We start from the raw sequence: 17,257 nt of genomic DNA, 5'->3' as shown, positions 1-17,257 counted from the left end.
CCCTGCCACCGCCGGGGCACACCTGCCGGTGTGCCCACCGCGGCCCCGCTACGCCGTGTGGTCCGCCGTCGGCCCTCAGCCCGCGTCGTCGAAGGCGTCGAGAACGTCGGCGAAGTCCAACTCGTCCAGCGGGCCGCGTCCGCTCCGCCCGTGCAGCCCGTCCCGCTCGCGACGGCCGGGCGCCGTGCGGCCGAGGTGCGCGGCGGGTGCCGGGAAGGCCTTGCGTCCATGGTCCGAGGAGACCAGGGCCCAGACCGTGACCTCACCCGAGGTGTCGTCCCGTACGCCCCACTTCTCCGCGAGGGCACTGATGATGTTGAGCCCGCGTCCGCCACGCGCGGTCACCGACGGGGTGGCCGGAACAGGCCTGGTCGGGCCGCCGCCGTCCGTGACCTCGACGGTGAGGCCGCCCGCTCTGTCCACGCGCCAGGCGGCGCGGATGTCTCCGTCACCGACTTCTGTGTGCTGACCCAGCGGCCTGCCATGCCGGCAGGCGTTGCTGAGGAGCTCGGAAAGGATCAATACAGCATCGTCGACGACCGTGTCCGACACGCCGTTGCTGCGCAGCTGCTCACGCATGCAATGCCGCGCCTGCCCCACGCCGGCAGGGCCATGGGGTACGGCCATGCTCGACGACGTGGGCACTTCCTGTGCCACCACAAACGCCACCCCCGAGACCTCCTTCGCCCCACGCCACGGATTGGATGCCCTCCTGGGCTTCGCGGGAAACCGGCCCATGCCCCGCTGGTGATGCACTCGTAACGATCGGGTGCGGAGTGAATGCGCCGGTGCACCCCCTGTGACTGATGCTAAGAACGGCCTAGTTGCGACAGGACGTGTTTGGGGCGGTTTGTGATAATTGCTTCCACTCCGAGGCGCACGCAGAGGTCGACGTCCTCCGGCTCGTTCACGGTCCAGACGTGCACACGGTGGCCCGCGCGGTGCATTCGCTCGATGTGTCCGGGGTGATTGCGTACGATCCGCATCCCCGTGCCGGCGATCCGGGCTCCGGCGGGGAGCCGTCCGTCGCGCAGTCGCGGCGAGACGAACTGCATCAGGTAGACCGTGGGCAGAGCGGGTGCGGCGGCCCGGATGCGGTACAGCGACCGCGCGGAGAAGCTCATGACGCGTACCGGGGACGGTCGGTCGGCCGACGGATCGTCCAGCCCGAACCGCCTGAGCAGATGGAGCAGCCGCTCCTCGACCTGCCCGGCCCAGCGCGTGGGGTGCTTGGTCTCGATGGCCAGCTGGATCGGCCGCCCGGCCGCCCGTACCTCGGTGACCAGCTCGAGGAGCCGTTCCAGCGTGAGTACGGAGGTGAGCTCACCCGGCAGCGGATCCCAGTCCGGGGACTCCTCGCGGTCCTTCCAGGAGCCGAAGTCGAGTGCGGCGAGATCGGCGAGCTCCAGGGCGGAGACGGCGCCCCGGCCGTTGGACGTGCGGTTCACCCTGCGGTCGTGCACACAGACGAGCTGGCCGTCCGCGGTGAGGCGAACATCGCATTCCAGGGCGTCGGCACCGTCCTCGATCGCCTTCCGGTACGCGGCCAGGGTGTGCTCGGGGGCGTCCTCCGAGGCCCCGCGATGGGCGATGACCTGGATGGGAGGGGCTGCGGCGGGTCGGGGTGCGTGGGTCACGGCGTCATGGTGTCACCGGGACGCGGTGGGTGCGTACCCCTTGTTGTGTAAGACCGTTTTGCCTGATGTAAAGATTGGTGTGCGGATGCACAGGTCCTGCTTACAGTGGCCTGACGTGCTGTGGGAAAGGCTGACCGCAGACACGTGCACAGCGGATCTCTTGCCGAATGCCGAGTGGAACCGAGGAGTAAAGAGCTGTGAGCACCGAGAACGAGGGCAACGAGGGCAACGCGGTTCCGTCCGTACCGTCTGTTCCGTCAGCACCTCCCGTGCCGGCTGCCGCTCCCGGGGGCGCCCCGCAGGGAGGCTCGTCCGTGCCGGAGTCCACCCCGCCTGCGGACGTGCCGACGGCCCAGGTTCCGGCCGCAACGCACCAGGACGGCCCCGAGCCGTCCCCCACCGCGTACGACCAGCAGGCCTACCAGCCCCCGTCCCCGCCGCAGCAGCCCCAGGCCGCCTCGGCGGCCTGGCCGCCGCCCCCGCCCGCGGTCCCGTCGTACGCGGACGGCGGCGGCACCGGCACCCCGGTGTGGGGCGCCCCGGCGCCGGTGGCGGCCGAGCCGGCGCGCAAGCCCCGCGCGGGCGGCCTGGTCGCCGCCGTCGTGGTGGCGGCCCTGGTCGCGGGGGGAGTCGGCGGTGCGCTCGGCTTCTGGGCCGCCGACCGCAACGACGACGGCTCCTCCTCGGGTTCCACCACCGTCGCGGCCTCCAACAGCCCGAAGGACTTCAAGCGCGCCGCGGGCACCGTCGCGGGTGTCGCGGCGAAGGCACTGCCCAGCGTCGTCACCATCGACGCGCAGTCCGGCGACGGTGAGGGCGGTACGGGCACCGGCTTCGTGTACGACAAGGAGGGCCACATCCTCACCAACAACCACGTGGTGGCCTCCGCGGCGGACAGCGGCCAGCTGACCGCGACGTTCTCCGACGGTAAGAAGTACGGCGCCGAGGTGGTCGGCCGGGCACAGGGCTACGACGTGGCCGTGCTGAAGCTCAAGGACGCTCCGGACGGACTGACCCCGCTGCCCCTCGGTGACTCGGAGAAGGTCGCGGTGGGCGATTCCACCATCGCGATCGGTGCGCCGTTCGGGCTGTCCAACACGGTGACCACCGGCATCATCAGCGCCAAGAACCGCCCGGTCGCCTCCGGGGACGGCTCCAGCAACAAGAACTCGTACATGAGCGCCCTGCAGACCGACGCGTCGATCAACCCGGGCAACTCCGGTGGTCCGCTGCTGGACGCCGGCGGCGCGGTCATCGGCATCAACTCGGCGATCCAGTCCACCAGCGGAGGCGGTGCCGGCCAGTCCCAGGCGGGCTCCATCGGCCTCGGCTTCGCCATCCCGGTCAACCAGGCGAAGAACGTCGCCGAGCAGCTCATCAGGACCGGTGAGCCGGTCTACCCGGTGATCGGTGCGATGGTGACGATGGAGGAGAAGACCGGCGGCGCCGCGATCTCCGAGAAGGGCGCTGAAGGCACCCCGGCCGTCACGCCTGACGGGCCCGCGGCCAAGGCGGGGTTGAAGGCCGGTGACGTGATCACGAAGTTCAACGGCACCGTGGTCGAGAGCGGACCGACCCTCATCGGTGAGATCTGGACCCACAAGCCGGGCGACAAGGTCACGCTCACCTACAAGCGCGACGGCAGGACGGCCACGGCCGAGCTCGTCCTGGGCGAGCGCAAGGGCGACAGCTGACCGGCTAGGCTGTCCTTCGCGTCGAGGCGGATCCGGTTGCCGGGTCGGGCCACGAGGCGGGGTGGGTTGCCCGAGCGGCCTAAGGGAACGGTCTTGAAAACCGTCGTCGCAGCGATGTGACCGTGGGTTCAAATCCCACACCCACCGCAGATGAACGGCCCCTGACCAGGTGTATCGGTCAGGGGCCGTTCCCATGTCCGCTGCCGGCGGGCACCATGGTTGCCCGTCGGTTCGGGCGGCACAGCGGGCACCACAGGGGGAGCGCCATGGATCTGACGGAGTTTCTGGGCGAGGCCGTAGCAGCCCTGAAGGCCCCTCTGGGGCAGGTGGACCGTGAGCAGGGCTGGACCGACGAGCTGCGGCGGGATGTCCAGGAAGTGATCTCGGTCGACCGCTCGGTGCTGCGGCGCCACGGTGGTTGGATGGTCAGGTACCTGACGCATCCACGCCTGGACGAGCTGTTGGACGCCGAAGGTGTGAAGCCGGGGCGCCTTCGCGATGTGGTGCTGGACGTGCAGACCCGCGTCGTCGAGGCACGTGAGGCGGCGCGCCTGCGATGAGGATCCCGGAAGCCGGCGGGGCGGGGACTGACCGCGAGGGTCCGTCAGGGACGTTTCGTGGTCAGCCGGGCGGCTGAGGCGATGGCGGCGCGGGCTTCCTGTTCGGAGAGGCCCGTGCGGACCGCCGCGTCGGTGAGGGCGTCCGCCAGGGCGTCGCCGAAGCCGTTCTCGTAGGCGCGGCAGGCTGCCCAGAAGAGGCGGGTGTTGCGCTGTCCCTCGTGGGCCGCGAGGACGAACTGCACCAGTCCCCTTCCCTCATGGCCCGTCCGGGAGGGGCTGCCCGTGGGGTGGTGGGGGCGTTTGGGGGGTGTGAGCAGGCGCAGGAGGGCGCGGGGGCAGGGGGCGGGCGGGAGGTGGGCCGTGCCGGGGGCGAGCCGGTAGCTGCCGTGTGTGGTGACGGATCCTGGGCCGACCAGGTAGCCGCCCGCTCCGCGGACGTCGATGCCGGGGGCGAGGCGGCCCGCGGAGTTGGGCACGTCGATGCCGGACGGCCCCGTCAGCCAGAGGTGCCGGCCGCCGCTGGGGGTGATCACGGTGACGGTGGCGGGGATGGTGAAGAGGTGCTGGAGGGCGAGCTGGTGGAGCGCGGCCACGGAGTCGTTGCCATGGGTGGTGTCGATGTCCAGGTCGATGCCGATCAGGTGGTGGGGCGGCCGTCCGCAGGCGATGCCGTACCCGGTGGCCCGTGGCGCCGCGGCGAAGAGGGCCCGGACCGCGGCGGGGTGGGTGGTGGCGTCGTGGACGCCGTGACCGGGCAGTCCGCAGGCACCTCGGCAGCGGGCGGGCGGGACCTCGTCGCGGTGGGGGGAGCGCAGCGCGGGGAGCTTCGTGGCGGACAGTGGGAAGACGGGGAGCCCGCGCTCGGCGGCGGAGAGCGCATGGGCCAGGGCCAGGGTGGCGGTCTGCCGGTCGATGATGGCCATGAGCTCTATGTTCGTACGTGTGTTCGAGAAAGGGAAGGGGGTGGGAGGGGTGTCGCGTGTCCCCGGCGCGGCGCGGGTGCTGGGCCGGGGGGATGGGCGAGGGGTTTGCCGGTCGTTCCTCATGCCTGAGGGTGAATCGGGGATCACGGGTGGTTCGCCATGGATCCGGTGGGCAGTTCTGCTCTCGCGACGTCGTGACCAGTACCGGGGCAGTCGGCCAACTCGCCCCGGACCAGCCGCACTTTCGCTTCCCGGAGGAAACTGACATGGCAAGCACCTGTACCACTCGTGCACTCGCCGCCGCTGCCGCCCTGCCTCTTGCCGCAGCACTGTTCGGTGGGGTCGCGGAGGCGGACAACGGTTCCTTCGCGAACGACGGGTCGAACGCGGCCGTGGCGACGATCGGGGCCGGGGGTGTCGGCGGCGACAACTTCGGCAATGCGTCCACGTCGCAGCAGCAGGCCGTCGGCGCCGGCGCGTCGAACCACAGCAATGCGGCCCAGGTGAGCGGATCGGCCTTCACGGTGATCGATCAGTCCACGAGCACCGTCGCGGTGAACTTCTCGCCGCTCTGGTGAGGCGCCGGGCCGGCTGACGGTCCGCGCGAGGACCCCATGGCGGCGGCGTGCCCGGGGCCGTCGCCCTGACCGCCGCCCGCAGGCGGGGGCGGGGGTCCGTCCTCGGGGAGCGGACCCTGAGGCGGGCCTGTGGTCCCTCCACCTTCAGGAGGTGGGGCCCGCCCCACCCGTACAACCTGAGGCGGACGCCCCTTCGGGACCTGGGGCCGATCCCCTCGGTGGCGCCCGCTCCTAGCGTGGAGTCATGACCACGCCAGTCTGCACCGGCGCCTCCAGGGCGGTCGCTGCCTCCGCCGGACACCGTCGCTACGCATCGTTCTCGTCGTACGTACGGGCACGAGGACCCGTACTGCTGCGCACCGCACGCTCCCTCACCGCGAACCCGAGCGACGCCGAGGATCTGCTGCAGACCGCTCTCACCAAGACCTACGTCGCCTGGGAGCGGATCGAGGACCACCGTGCCCTCGACGGGTACGTCCGCCGCGCCCTGGTGAACACGCGCACCTCGCAGTGGCGCAAGCGCAAGGTCGACGAGTTCGCCTGCGAGGAGCTGCCCGAGGGGGAGGCCGCCCCCGCCCCCGACCCTGCCGAGCAGCAGTCGCTGCGCGACGCGATGTGGCACGCCGTGCTGAGGCTTCCCGACCGGCAGCGGGCCATGGTCGTCCTGCGGTACTACGAGGATCTGAGCGAGGCCCAGACCGCCGAGGTCCTCGGTGTGTCCGTCGGTACGGTCAAGAGCGCGGTGTCGCGGGCGCTCGGGAAGCTCCGCGAGGACCCGGAGCTGCACCCGGTCCGCTGAGCCGCAGGGGCGTACGCCGTAGCCCGATTCTGCCGACCGAGACCGATTCGTACTCCGGGGAGTAGTGACATACCAAGTGGTATGTGCGCAGAATCAGCGGAACCTTACTGCCGCGTAGCGCCCACCGGGAGGACGCCGTGCTGAGCACCATGCAGGACGTACCGCTGACTGTGACCCGCATCCTCACTCATGGGATGACCATCCACGGGAAGTCGCAGGTGACGACCTGGACCGGCGAACCCGAGCCGCACCGTCGCAGTTTCGCCGAGATCGGCAGGCGGGCCACGCAACTGGCCAACGCCCTCCGCGACGAGCTCGGCGTCGACGGCGACCAACGGGTCGCGACACTGATGTGGAACAACGCCGAGCACGTCGAGGCGTATCTGGCGATCCCCTCCATGGGGGCCGTGCTGCACACACTCAACCTTCGGCTCCCCGCCGAACAGCTGGTCTGGATCGTCGGCCACGCCGACGACAAGGTCGTCCTCGTCAACGGCTCGCTGCTGCCGCTGCTCGTGCCGCTGCTCCCCCACCTGCCCTCCATCGAGCACGTGGTCGTCTCCGGTCCGGGCGACCGCTCCGCCCTCGCCGGTGTCGCGCCGCGGGTGCACGAGTACGAGGAGCTTCTCGCCGGCCGTCCCACCACCTACGACTGGCCCGAGCTGGACGAGCGCCAGGCCGCCGCCATGTGCTACACCTCCGGCACCACCGGGGACCCCAAGGGCGTCGTCTACTCCCACCGCTCGATCTACCTGCACTCCATGCAGGTCAACATGTCCGAGTCGATGGGCCTGACGGACAAGGACACCACCCTCGTGGTCGTCCCGCAGTTCCATGTGAACGCCTGGGGTCTGCCGCACTCGACGTTCATGACCGGCGTCAACATGCTCATGCCCGACCGCTTCCTGCAGCCGGCTCCGCTCGCCGACATGATCGAGCAGGAGAAGCCGACGCACGCCGCTGCCGTTCCCACGATCTGGCAGGGCCTGCTCGCCGAGGTCATCGCGAAGCCGCGCGACCTGACGTCCATGGCTCGCGTCACCATCGGAGGTGCCGCCTGTCCGCCCTCCCTGATGGAGGCCTACGACAAGCTCGGTGTGCGCCTCTGCCACGCCTGGGGCATGACGGAGACCTCGCCGCTCGGCACCATGGCCAACCCGCCCGCCGGGCTGACCGATGAAGAGGAATGGCCGTACCGCATCACCCAGGGCCGGTTCCCGGCCGGTGTCGAGGCACGGCTGGTCGGCCCGGGCGGCGAGCTCCTGCCGTGGGACGGTGAGTCAGCGGGTGAGCTGGAGGTCCGCGGACCCTGGATCGCCGGTGCGTACTACGGCGGCGCCGACGCCGAGAGCCTGCGACCCGAGGACAAGTTCAGCGAGGACGGCTGGCTCAAGACCGGCGACGTCGGCGTCATCAGCGACGACGGATTCCTCACGCTCACCGACCGGGCCAAGGACGTCATCAAGTCCGGCGGCGAGTGGATCTCCAGCGTCGAGCTGGAGAACGCCATCATGGCGCACCCGGATGTCGCCGAGGCCGCGGTCGTCGCCGTCCCCGACGAGAAGTGGGGTGAGCGCCCCCTCGCGACCGTCGTCCTCAAGGAGGGCGCCACCGCCGACCACGCGGCGCTCAAGACCTTCCTCGCCCAGTCCATCGCCAAGTGGCAGCTGCCGGAGCGCTGGACGATCATCGCGGCGGTGCCGAAGACGAGCGTGGGCAAGTTCGACAAGAAGGTGATCCGCAAGCAGTACGCGGACGGCGAGCTGGACATCACGCAGCTCTGACCGGAGCGTCGGCACGACGGGGCGAGGGCGGTACGGGAAGTCCCGTACCGCCCTCGCCCCGTGCGTCGTCCGATGACGGCGCCTGCCGTCAGTTCGTCCCTATCTTCGCCAGCAGATCGACGATGCGGGACTGCACCTCGTCGCTCGTCGAACGTTCGGCCAGGAAGAGCACGGTCTCGCCCGAAGCGAGCAGCCCGAGCTCCGCCTCGTCCATACCGGTCGAGGTGTAGACGACGAGCGGCGTGCGGTTCAGCCGGCCGTTCGCCCGCAGCCAGTCGATGATCCCGGCGCGCCGGCGACGCACCTGCATGAGGTCCATGACCACCAGGTTCGGCCGCATCCGGGTGGCGAGGTCGACCGCCTCGCTGTCGCCCGCCGCCCGCGAGACCTGCATGCCGCGACGCTCCAGCGTCTCGGTCAGGGCGAGCGCGATCTCCTCGTGCTCCTCGATCACCAGCACCCGCGGCGGGTGCTGGTCGCTGTCCCGCGGGGCGAGCGCCTTGAGGAGAACGGCCGGGTCGGCACCGTACGCGGCCTCCCGGGTGGCCTGTCCCAGACCGGCCGTCACCAGCACCGGGACCTCCGCCGCCACGGCCGCCTGGCGCAGCGACTGCAACGCCGTACGCGTGATCGGCCCGGTCAGCGGGTCGACGAACAGCGCGGCGGGGAACGCCGCGATCTGGGCGTCGACCTCCTCGCGGGAGTGCACGATCACCGGGCGGTAGCCGCGGTCGCTGAGGGCCTGCTGGGTGGATACGTCCGGGGCGGGCCAGACGAGCAGCCGCCGCGGGTTGTCCAACGGCTCCGGAGGGAGCTCGTCGTCGACGGGCCGGGGCTGCGGACGGTTGGCCACCTCGACGGCCCCACCCGGCCCGTCCAGCGGCTCCGGTCCCTCGGCAGCACCTTCGTCGGGCGCCCCTATCGCGTAAGCGCGCCCCTCGGCCGCGGGGGCGGACAGCAGCTGCCCCGAGCCGGAGCCCTGCGTCGTGCCGCCCGCTACGGCGCCTCCCGGCGCGCCCGCGGCGCCCGGCTGCGGCGAGACGGGAGCCGGTGCCACGGGCTGCGCCGGGGCGGCCGGAGCCGGGCGCTCGCTCTCGGGCGGGGCGGCGAGTTTGCGCCGGCGACCGGCGCCGCCGAGCGTCTGGTTCTGCTGATGCGCGAGGTGCTGCGCGAACGGCACGCCCTGCCCCAGGGTCCGCACGCTGAACGCGCGGCCCTGCGTCGAGTCCGACGAGGCGGACGCGGGCATCGGCTCCTCGGCGGGCAGCGGCCGGTGCCTGGCTTCGGGTACGGGGCCGTGGGCGTCGTCGTCCGGACGAGGCGCCGGTACCGGCGCGGTCACGGGACCGGTCCCGGCCGGCGCGGCGATGGTGCCTGTGGTGTGCGTGGTGCTGCCGGGGCCCACCCAGGACCCGTCGGCCGCCGAAGCCGGTGCGTCGGCTCCGTCGGGCGCGTCGTCGTGCGGCGTGAGCGCGGCGGGGCCCTGCCCCGAGGCGCCGGTCTCCACCCAGTCGGGCTGTGGAGGAACGGCGGGCAGGGGCTGCCCGGGACCGGCCGGCTGACCAGGCTGCTCCGGCGTGTCCGAGGGGCGTGCCCTGCGGCGGCCGGACGCCACGGGGTGCGCCCGCACCGGGGTGTGGTCCGCGTCCGGCGCGGCCCGTACGACGTCGTGGCGCTCCGGCGGCGGACCGGCCGGCGCGGAGGGTACGGCGGGAACGGACTGACCACCGGCGACGGGAGCTTCCGGCACGACGGGTGCTGCTTCGGGCATGACGGGCGGGGCGGGTACGACGGGCGGGGCGGGCGCGACCGCGGCCCCCGGAGCGACCGGCGGGACCGTCGCACCGGGCACGACGGGCGGAACCGGGGCGCCGGGCGCCCCCGGCTGGACGCGGTCCGCGTCGGCGGGCGGCAGCGCGAACGCGCTGCGCGGCGCCGCGGCCTCGGCCGGAGCGGAGTGCTCCTGGGGGCCCGCGAGCGCCCGGCGGGCCCGCCGCCCTCCGGACTGCTGTGCCTGATGTCCCTGCTGCGGCGCCTCGGCCGGGGCGAGAGCCGGAAGTGCGGTCTGATTCCCGCCGCCGGGACGCGTACGCATCCCCTGGGCCTCGTGCGGCACCCCCTGGGGCGGCACGGTCTGCCCGCGCTGCGGCCGGCCACCACCACCCTGCGCACCCTCGGCCGCCGTCACCACGGACCCCTCGGAAGGGGCGGCGGACGCAGCCGCGGGGAGAGCCAGGGCCTGCCGGGGCTGTTCCGCCCGGACCTCGGCACCCGTCTCCGCCGGGCTGGGCCAGCCGCGCCTGCGCCCGGAGCCCTCACCCTGCTGGGGCGGGATCACGCCCTGGCCCTGCTGGTCCTGCGCGGGGCCGGCTTCACGGCGCGCCCTGCGGCGCCCGGTCGGCTCGGCCGCCGCGGTGTCCCCGGCCCCGTCCGGACGGCTCTCCAGGAACGCGTCCGTCGACGCCCTGCGCGCCCTGCGCCGAGCGCCCTGCGCGGGCTGGGGAGCCGGTTCCGGAGCGGCGGCCTCCTCGGCCACCGGTACCGGTGCGGGCGCGATCGTCCCCGCGCCCGCGCCGAGCGGCACCTCCAGGACGTACGCGCTGCCGCTCATCCCCGGCATCTCGTGCGTCTGGAGCACGCCCCCGTGCGCCCGTACGATCCCGCGCACGATCGGTACGTGCACCGGGTCGCCCCCGGCGAACGGCCCACGCACCTCGATCCGTACGACCTCCCCGCGCTGTGCCGCCGCGACGACGATCGTCGAATCGACGTAACCGCCGCCCGGCACCAGCCGGGCCTTGCCGGTCGAGTCGACACCGGCGACGTCCGCGACGAGATGGGCCAGCGCCGTGATCAGGCGACCGGCGTCGACCTCGGCCTCGATCGGCGGCGCGTGCACCGCGAACTGCGCGCGGCCGGGCCCGATCAGCTCGACCGCGCCGTCGATGCCGGCGGTCACCACCGAGTCCAGCAGCACCGGCTGCTTGACGAGTTCCTCCGTGCCGCTGTCCAGACGCTGGTAGCTGAGTACGTTGTCGACGAGCGTCGTCATCCGGGCGTAGCCCGCGGCGAGGTGGTGCAGGATCTGGTTGGCCTCGGGCCAGAGCTGGCCGGCCGGATCGGCGGCGAGCGTCGAGAGCTCGCCGCGCAGTTCCTCCAGCGGACCGCGCAGGGACTCGCCCAGGACCGCGGTCAGCTGCGTGTGCCGTGCGTCGAGTCCGGTGAGGCGGTCGCCCTGTTCCTCCAGCTCGGAGGCGTACCTCTCGGACCGGTCGGCCAGCTCCGCGGCGTGCTGCTCGGTCAGCCGGGCGACCTCGGCCCGGTGGCTCTCGGTGAGCTCGGCGACCTCGGCGGCGTGCCGGTCGGTCAGTACGGTGACCTCGTCGGTGTGCTGGTGGGTCAGCTCCTCGTAGGGCCTGCGGTCGGTGAACGTCATCACGGCGCCGACCAGCTGGTCCCCGTCGCGCACCGGCGCGGTGGTGAGGTCGACCGGCACCGGGTCGCCGCTCTTGGACCACAGCACCTGGCCGCGTACCCGGTGCTTGCGGCCGGACTTGAGCGTGTCCGCGAGCGGGGAACCGTCGTACGGGAACGGCTCGCCGTCGGCCCGCGAGTGCAGGATCAGCGTGTGCAGTTCCTTGCCGCCGAGGTCGCTGGCGCGGAAGCCGAGGATCTGCGCGGCGGCGGGGTTCACCAGGACGACCCGGCCGTCCATGTCCGTACCGACGACGCCCTCGGAGGCGGCCCGCAGGATCATCTCCGTCTGGCGCTGCGAACGGGCCAGCTCGGCCTCGGTGTCGACGGTGCCGGAGAGGTCCCGTACGACGAGCATGAGCAGCTCGTCACCGGTGTAGCTGGAGTTGATGTCGTTGTACCCGGCCTGGCCGCTGTCCAGGCTGGCGCTGGTGACCTCGACGGGGTATTCGGTGCCGTCGGTCCGGCGCGCGGTCATCCGCGTCGGCTTGGTCCTGCCCTGCTCGTCCGCGGCGTCCGGCCTGCGCATCGACCCCGGGATCAGCCTGGAGTCGAACTCGGGGAGCAGATCGAGCAGTCCGCGGCCCACGAGCGCGGTGCCCGGGGTCTCGAACATTTCGAGGGCGATGGTGTTGGCGTTGACGACCGTGCCGTTGCAGTTGACGAGCAGGAGCCCGTCCGGGAGGGCGTCGAGTATGGCAGCGAGGCGAGCAGCGCCTCGGGATGGCCTGCTGCTCACGAGACGCTTCCTCCCTGAATACCGCACCTTGCCGACAGCGGGCCCCATCCTGCCCCTCGGGCCTCAGGCTGTCACGCGACGAGTCTAAAGGCAGGGACGGCCTGCGCGGCGGCGGATGAGGGGGAGCTCTCACCAAGGTTCTGTGCACACGGTGTACGCCGGTGACCTGTGACCTGACCGCGAGCGCCCCCTGTGACGTGCGCCGGCATACGCCCGCCCCCGTCGTGGGAGCCCCGGCGCACGCCCCGCGGCAGCCTGCCCGGGTGCCGCCGGTGAGTCGCCCGCAGGCCACCGGGCGACTCGCCGGGGCGATTCAGCCGCCGATCGCCGCTACCTCGCGGACGGCAGCACCGGCACGAGGTTGTTCCAGCGCGCGATCTCGCAGCCGTTGGCGCGGCTGAACCGCGCGTCCACGCTCTCTCCTTCCCAGGTCCCGCTGACCCGGGCGGCGGCCGGCCCTCCGGCCTGCAGGGTGCACATGGCGTTCCGGTCCGTCGGTACGAAGGGGTTCTCGCCCGATTCCGCGGCCTCGTCCAGCAGCTCGCAGGCCCGCTGAGCCGAGGGGTGGCTGCCGCCCGCCGGACCGCACTCCAGCTCGAACGTTCCGTCGGCCGCCGGATTGCCGGACTCCGAGACCGTCACCGTGAGCCGGGTCCGCGCGTCCTGGCCCCCCAGCCGGTCCCCCTGGAACACGGGCAGCGGAGGCAGCGGGAAGAGAGGGGAGACGGCCGTGGCGGCGGGCGCGGCGGCGGACAGCGCGGCCAGGGAGGCGACGGCGGTGAGAGTGAGACGGCGCAGCATGCGGGCTCCTGTTGTTCTGGCGCGCGACGGGGCGCGCCGGGTTTCTCCTGCGCGCCCCGCTGTGTGCGTGCGCGCCGGGACAGGTGGTCGGTGGCGGACGGAGGGCGGAGCCCTCGCCCTGTCTAACGCTCCGCACGTCCGCACGTTGCGCAACTCATGGGGGGCCGGACGGAACAGGCCTGCCGGGCGCTTTGCCTCGCCGCCCACCTGCCTAGTACGGTGGGCGGCGATTGGTGACAGCACGCTCGACTGTGTCATCATCTGCACGCACCACTCGCGCTCACGCGGGGTGTGCTGGAGGCGTCGCCTAGTCCGGTCTATGGCGCCGCACTGCTAATGCGGTTTGGGTTTTAAAGCCCATCGAGGGTTCAAATCCCTCCGCCTCCGCAAGATCCCGAAGCCCCGTGCCCCTGGCACGGGGCTTCGGTCGTGTTCGGGCCGGCGCATGCTCGCGCAGGGGTCGCCAACAAGGCTCCAGGATGGAGTTTTCGCAGGTCAGGGGCAGTGCGGCTAATGGATTTCGCGTGACGGCGCAGGTCATGTAATGTTGTTCCCGCAACGCCGACCAGGCAGAAAAGCCCGGGAAGCGAGACCGAGGCTCAGGCCGAGGACGAGCACTCGTAGCTTAACGGATAGAGCATCTGACTACGGATCAGAAGGTTGCAGGTTCGAATCCTGCCGAGTGCACAGCAGGCCGGAGGCCCTCAGGAGAAATCCTGAGGGCCTCTCGCTTGTGCGCCGACGGCCGTGAAGCCCACGTGGGTTGAGACCGAGCTGTCGTCAGGCCGACGCCTCGGCCGCCGAGCCCGCCCGGGCGGTCGGCTGGTGCACGACGCGGCGGCGCCGGGTCGGCATACCGAGCGTCGGGTTGCCGACGCCCCAGGCCGCGCCCTTGCAGACCAACTCCTTGTAGACGGCGGCGAGCCGCCCGGTCAGGGCTGCCCGGACCGCGCGGTCGTCGGCGGTGACGTACTGGATCACACCTTCCTTGCGGCCCAGCGAGATGCACTGGTTGAAGTAGCGGATCGGCACGTTCGGGAGCTTGCCGCCGGTCAGGCGCGCCGCTACGGCGTCGGCGGCCTGCCATGCGGTGAAGCCGCCCGAGGCGCACGACATCCGCAGCGGCTTGTCGCCGGGGCCCACGGCCATGGCGGCGTCGCCGATGGCGTACACCTCCGGGTGCGAGACCGAGCGCATGGTCCCGTCGACCACGATCTGGCCCGTGCCGGTGACCTCCAGAGCGGTGGCCTTCGCGATCGGGTGGGCCGCGAAGCCGGTGGTCCACACGGTGACCGCGGCCGGGACGGACGTGCCGTCGGCGGTGGCGACGCGGTCGGCCTCCACGCCGGTGACGACGGTGTGCTCGTGCACGGTGATGCCGAGCTTCTCGAAGACCTTCCGCACGTGCCCGCGGCCCTTGGGGGAGAGCCAGTCGGCCAGCTCGCCCCGGGCCGCGAGGGCGACGTCGAGATCCGGGCGGGCCTCGGCGATCTCCGTCGCGGCCTCCAGGCCGGTGAGGCCGCCGCCGACGACGACCACGGACTGTCCGGCGGCCAGGCCGGCCAGGCGCTCGCGCAGCCGGAGCGCTCCGGGGCGGCCGGCGATCTCGTGGGCGTGCTCGGCGGCGCCGGGGACACCCTGGGTGTTCCAGCCGCTACCGAGGGCGTACACGAGGGTGTCGTACTCCAGCTCTTCGGCGCCGTTCGCGTCGATGACGGCGACGGTCCTGCGGTCGACGTCGATGCCGGTGACCTTCGCGAGCCTCAACTCGACACCGGTGCCCGCGAACATCTCGCTGAGGGGCCGGGGCCTGAGGTCCTGGCCGATGGCCAGCTGGTGCAGCCGGACACGCTCGACGAAGTCGGGCTCGGCGTTGACGAGGGTGAGGGCGACGTCCTCGCGGCGCAGCCGCTTGGCGAGGCGACCGGCGGTGACGGCTCCGGCGTATCCGGCTCCGAGAACGATGATGCGGTGCGGCATTTTCCTGCTCCTGTCTCGTGCGGGTTCGCCACTTGAACCGGACAGCCCGCCGTTTCCTGACAGGATCCCGATGTGAAGCGGCTCACATCGGGCTCAGAAGGCGTGGAGCAGGGGTTCCCCGTGGTCGGTGGCCGCCCACCGCCGGTTCGCGCGTTCGAGCTTGTCGGGGTTGGCCTGGTTGCGGAGCGCGGCGATGCCCTCGGCGGTGACCTCCAGGCACATGACGCCGATGACCCGGCCGTCGACGACCGCCACGACGGCGGGGGCGCCGTTGGCGGTCGTGGCGTAGAGCGCTGGGGAGCCGCCCGCGAGGGCGCGCTTGGCCTTGCTGGGCCTGAACAGCCCCCGCATGAACTTGGCGACCGCGAGGGCACCCTCGAACGCCTTGGCGCGGGCCGGGACCTTCCCGCCGCCGTCGCCGATCGAGACGGCGTCCTCGGTGAGCAGCCGCACGAGCGGTTCGGTCCGGCCGCTGGTGGCTGCCGCGAGGAACTCCTCGACGATCCGCCGGGCGGCGGCCTCGTCGATCTCGGTGCGGGCCCTGCCGTCCGCGACGTGCTTCTTGGCGCGGTGGTAGAGCTGCTGGCTGGCGGCCTCGGTGATGTCGAGGATCTCCGCGATCTTCCGGTGCGGGTAGTCGAAGGCCTCCCGCAGCATGTACACCACCCGCTCGTCGGGTGAGAGGCGCTCCATGAGGGCGAGGACCGCGTACGACACCGATTCGCGCTGCTCGACGGTGTCGGCCGGGCCGAGCATCGGGTCACCGGCGAGCAGCGGCTCGGGCAGCCATTGGCCCACGTAGGTCTCGCGCCGGGCACGGGCCGACGTGAGCTGGTTGAGACACAGGTTGGTGAGGACCTTCGTCAGCCAGGCCTCGGGGACCTCGATGCGGCCGGTGTCGGCGGCCTGCCAGCGCAGGAACGTGTCCTGCACGGCGTCCTCGGCATCGCTCGCGGAGCCGAGGAGACGGTAGGCGATGGCCTCGAGCCGGGGCATGGAGGCCTGGAACCGGTCCATGTCGTTCATGGTCAGAGCCATGGCCCGGATCCTAGCGCCGCGGCAGGCAACGTCGGCCTGCCGCAGTGGGTCACAGGGCGTCGATCCGCACGCGGTGGCTCTCGTGGCCGGACAGGAACGACGCCAGCGCCTCCCCCTCCTCGGCGACGGAGGCGCGGTCGGCCGGGGAGAGGCGGCCCAGGGGGGTGACGATCACGGTGCCGGCCGTGACGGTCCAGGTGGCGGCGACCCGGCCGTCGACCAGGACGACGCGGGCACCGGCGACGGACAGGCCGCGGTGGGCGTCGTCGATGATCCGGGTGCGGTCGTCGTAGCCGAGGATCACGTTGTCGAACGCCGGCAGGAACCGTACCGGCGCGGGGGTGCCGGGGTCGGGACGCGGCGCGTCGGGGAGGTCCAGCAGTTCCCGGCCGCGATCGTCGCGGAAGGCGACCAGCTCCTCCCGCACCGCGGCCACCGCGGCCGGCAGTCCCGTGACCCCGCACCAGGCGCGCAGATCGGCGGTGGCAGCGGGGCCGAACGCGGTCAGATAGCGCCGCACCAGCACCTGGCCCACGGGATCGGAGCCGTCCGGGGGCGGCGGTTCGAGCTCGCGGCCCAGCCAGGACGCGAGCGGAACGTTGCGCACCCCCGCCTTCGACCGCCAGAGCCCGCGCGGAGGCATCTGCGCCATCGGGACGAGCGCGGCGATCAGCATCTCCCCGAGGGGACGCGGTCCGGGATCCGGCCAGCGTTCGGCGACCGCCCGGGCGAGCTCGGTCATCGTGCGTGGTTCGCCGTCGGACATGACCGCCCGGCCCGCCGCGGCCAGTTCGGCGAGGTCCACCCCTTCGAGCTCGCGGCGGTAGGTCCCGAGTACCCGCCGGCGCAGCATGGCCTCGTGGCGGGCACGCCAGGCCAGAGCGTCGTCGGCGGTGACGAGGTGGACGGTGCGGCGCATGAGGTGGGTCCGCACCAGGCTCCGCCGGACCAGCAGGTCGGACAGGACCAGCGGATCGAAGGCGCGCAGCCGTGACCAGAGTCCGGTGAACGGCTCCTGCGGTTCCTGCGCCTGCAGACCGCACAGGTGCGCCACGGCGTCGAGGACCGGTACGTCCGCCCGGTCGAGCAGCAACTGCCGGGCGAGCGTCGCGCGGTTGAGCGCCCGGGTGCCGAGTACGGTCGCCCGCGTCATGCCGCGCCGCGCTCGTCGCGGCCGGTGCCGCCCGCCCGTCCGGACAGCCTGGTGCCCAGGCGGTGGGTGCCGGACCGCGTTCCCGTCGGCCTCGGCT

13 protein-coding genes and 3 tRNA genes are annotated in these 17,257 nt (G+C 72.5%); 8 read left to right on the top strand and 8 right to left on the bottom strand.

Annotated features, from left to right (window positions below; translation table 11 throughout):
• Positions 1–75: 75 nt before the first annotated feature.
• Together AB0F38_RS25655 and AB0F38_RS25650 are read right to left on the bottom strand one after the other, a co-directional pair.
• Complete coding sequence (locus tag AB0F38_RS25655) at positions 76–756, bottom strand: ATP-binding protein (RefSeq protein WP_361897804.1); 681 nt, start codon at positions 754–756, stop codon at positions 76–78.
• A 53-nt stretch (positions 757–809) separates the two neighbouring features.
• Positions 810–1,637 carry a glycerophosphodiester phosphodiesterase gene (locus tag AB0F38_RS25650; RefSeq protein WP_361897802.1) on the bottom strand — a complete coding sequence of 276 codons (828 nt, stop codon included), beginning with the start codon at positions 1,635–1,637 and terminating at the stop codon, positions 810–812.
• 197 nt (positions 1,638–1,834) lie between these two features.
• On the opposite strand from AB0F38_RS25650, the gene AB0F38_RS25645 reads away from it, so the two are divergent.
• The 3 genes from AB0F38_RS25645 (at position 1,835) to AB0F38_RS25635 (ending at position 3,891) form a co-directional block, all read left to right on the top strand.
• Positions 1,835–3,331 carry a trypsin-like peptidase domain-containing protein gene (locus tag AB0F38_RS25645; protein WP_361897799.1) on the top strand — a complete coding sequence of 499 codons (1,497 nt, stop codon included), beginning with the start codon at positions 1,835–1,837 and terminating at the stop codon, positions 3,329–3,331.
• Between the two features lie 60 nt (positions 3,332–3,391).
• A tRNA-Ser gene (locus AB0F38_RS25640) sits at positions 3,392–3,478 on the top strand.
• Positions 3,479–3,597: 119 nt separating this feature from the next.
• Positions 3,598–3,891, top strand: a complete 294-nt coding sequence (locus AB0F38_RS25635) for a hypothetical protein (protein ID WP_361897796.1) — start codon at positions 3,598–3,600, stop codon at positions 3,889–3,891.
• A 44-nt stretch (positions 3,892–3,935) separates the two neighbouring features.
• Here AB0F38_RS25635 and AB0F38_RS25630 read toward each other — a convergent pair whose 3' ends face one another.
• Complete coding sequence (locus tag AB0F38_RS25630) at positions 3,936–4,814, bottom strand: bifunctional DNA primase/polymerase (protein WP_361897793.1); 879 nt, start codon at positions 4,812–4,814, stop codon at positions 3,936–3,938.
• 266 nt (positions 4,815–5,080) lie between these two features.
• Between AB0F38_RS25630 and AB0F38_RS25625 the strand changes: the two genes are divergently transcribed.
• The 3 genes from AB0F38_RS25625 to AB0F38_RS25615 all read left to right on the top strand — a co-directional run bounded on the left by AB0F38_RS25625 (position 5,081) and on the right by AB0F38_RS25615 (position 7,975).
• Entirely contained in the window at positions 5,081–5,392 is a 312-nt protein-coding gene (locus AB0F38_RS25625; RefSeq protein ID WP_361897791.1) for a hypothetical protein, read from the top strand.
• Between the two features lie 244 nt (positions 5,393–5,636).
• The gene (locus AB0F38_RS25620) at positions 5,637–6,191 is read left to right on the top strand and encodes a SigE family RNA polymerase sigma factor (protein WP_361897788.1); all 555 of its coding nucleotides are present in this window, start codon (positions 5,637–5,639) and stop codon (positions 6,189–6,191) included.
• A 137-nt stretch (positions 6,192–6,328) separates the two neighbouring features.
• A complete protein-coding gene (locus AB0F38_RS25615; protein WP_361897785.1) occupies positions 6,329–7,975 on the top strand; it encodes a long-chain fatty acid--CoA ligase in 1,647 nt (548 codons plus the stop codon).
• Between the two features lie 88 nt (positions 7,976–8,063).
• Here the strand turns inward: AB0F38_RS25615 and AB0F38_RS25610 are convergent, their stop codons facing one another.
• Together AB0F38_RS25610 and AB0F38_RS25605 are read right to left on the bottom strand one after the other, a co-directional pair.
• Positions 8,064–12,188: a PAS domain-containing protein gene (locus AB0F38_RS25610; RefSeq protein WP_361897782.1), complete on the bottom strand. Its 4,125-nt coding sequence runs from the start codon at positions 12,186–12,188 to the stop codon at positions 8,064–8,066.
• A gap of 330 nt (positions 12,189–12,518) precedes the next feature.
• Complete coding sequence (locus tag AB0F38_RS25605) at positions 12,519–12,989, bottom strand: SSI family serine proteinase inhibitor (RefSeq protein WP_361897779.1); 471 nt, start codon at positions 12,987–12,989, stop codon at positions 12,519–12,521.
• A gap of 296 nt (positions 12,990–13,285) precedes the next feature.
• On the opposite strand from AB0F38_RS25605, the gene AB0F38_RS25600 reads away from it, so the two are divergent.
• A tRNA-Ser gene (locus AB0F38_RS25600) sits at positions 13,286–13,376 on the top strand.
• A gap of 227 nt (positions 13,377–13,603) precedes the next feature.
• Positions 13,604–13,676 (top strand) — tRNA-Arg (locus tag AB0F38_RS25595).
• A gap of 93 nt (positions 13,677–13,769) precedes the next feature.
• Here the strand turns inward: AB0F38_RS25595 and AB0F38_RS25590 are convergent.
• The 3 genes from AB0F38_RS25590 to AB0F38_RS25580 form a co-directional block, all read right to left on the bottom strand.
• Positions 13,770–14,969 carry an FAD-dependent oxidoreductase gene (locus tag AB0F38_RS25590; protein ID WP_361897776.1) on the bottom strand — a complete coding sequence of 400 codons (1,200 nt, stop codon included), beginning with the start codon at positions 14,967–14,969 and terminating at the stop codon, positions 13,770–13,772.
• 93 nt (positions 14,970–15,062) lie between these two features.
• Positions 15,063–16,007, bottom strand: a complete 945-nt coding sequence (gene sigJ / locus AB0F38_RS25585; protein WP_361897773.1) for an RNA polymerase sigma factor SigJ — start codon at positions 16,005–16,007, stop codon at positions 15,063–15,065.
• A 49-nt stretch (positions 16,008–16,056) separates the two neighbouring features.
• Positions 16,057–17,160, bottom strand: a complete 1,104-nt coding sequence (locus AB0F38_RS25580; protein WP_361897770.1) for a winged helix DNA-binding domain-containing protein — start codon at positions 17,158–17,160, stop codon at positions 16,057–16,059.
• Positions 17,161–17,257 lie beyond the last annotated feature (97 nt).

Source organism: Streptomyces sp. NPDC025273 (assembly GCF_040638585.1).
Classification (GTDB): Bacteria; Actinomycetota; Actinomycetes; order Streptomycetales; family Streptomycetaceae; genus Streptomyces; species Streptomyces cinereorectus.
This window is presented reverse-complemented; position numbering and strand designations above follow the sequence as displayed.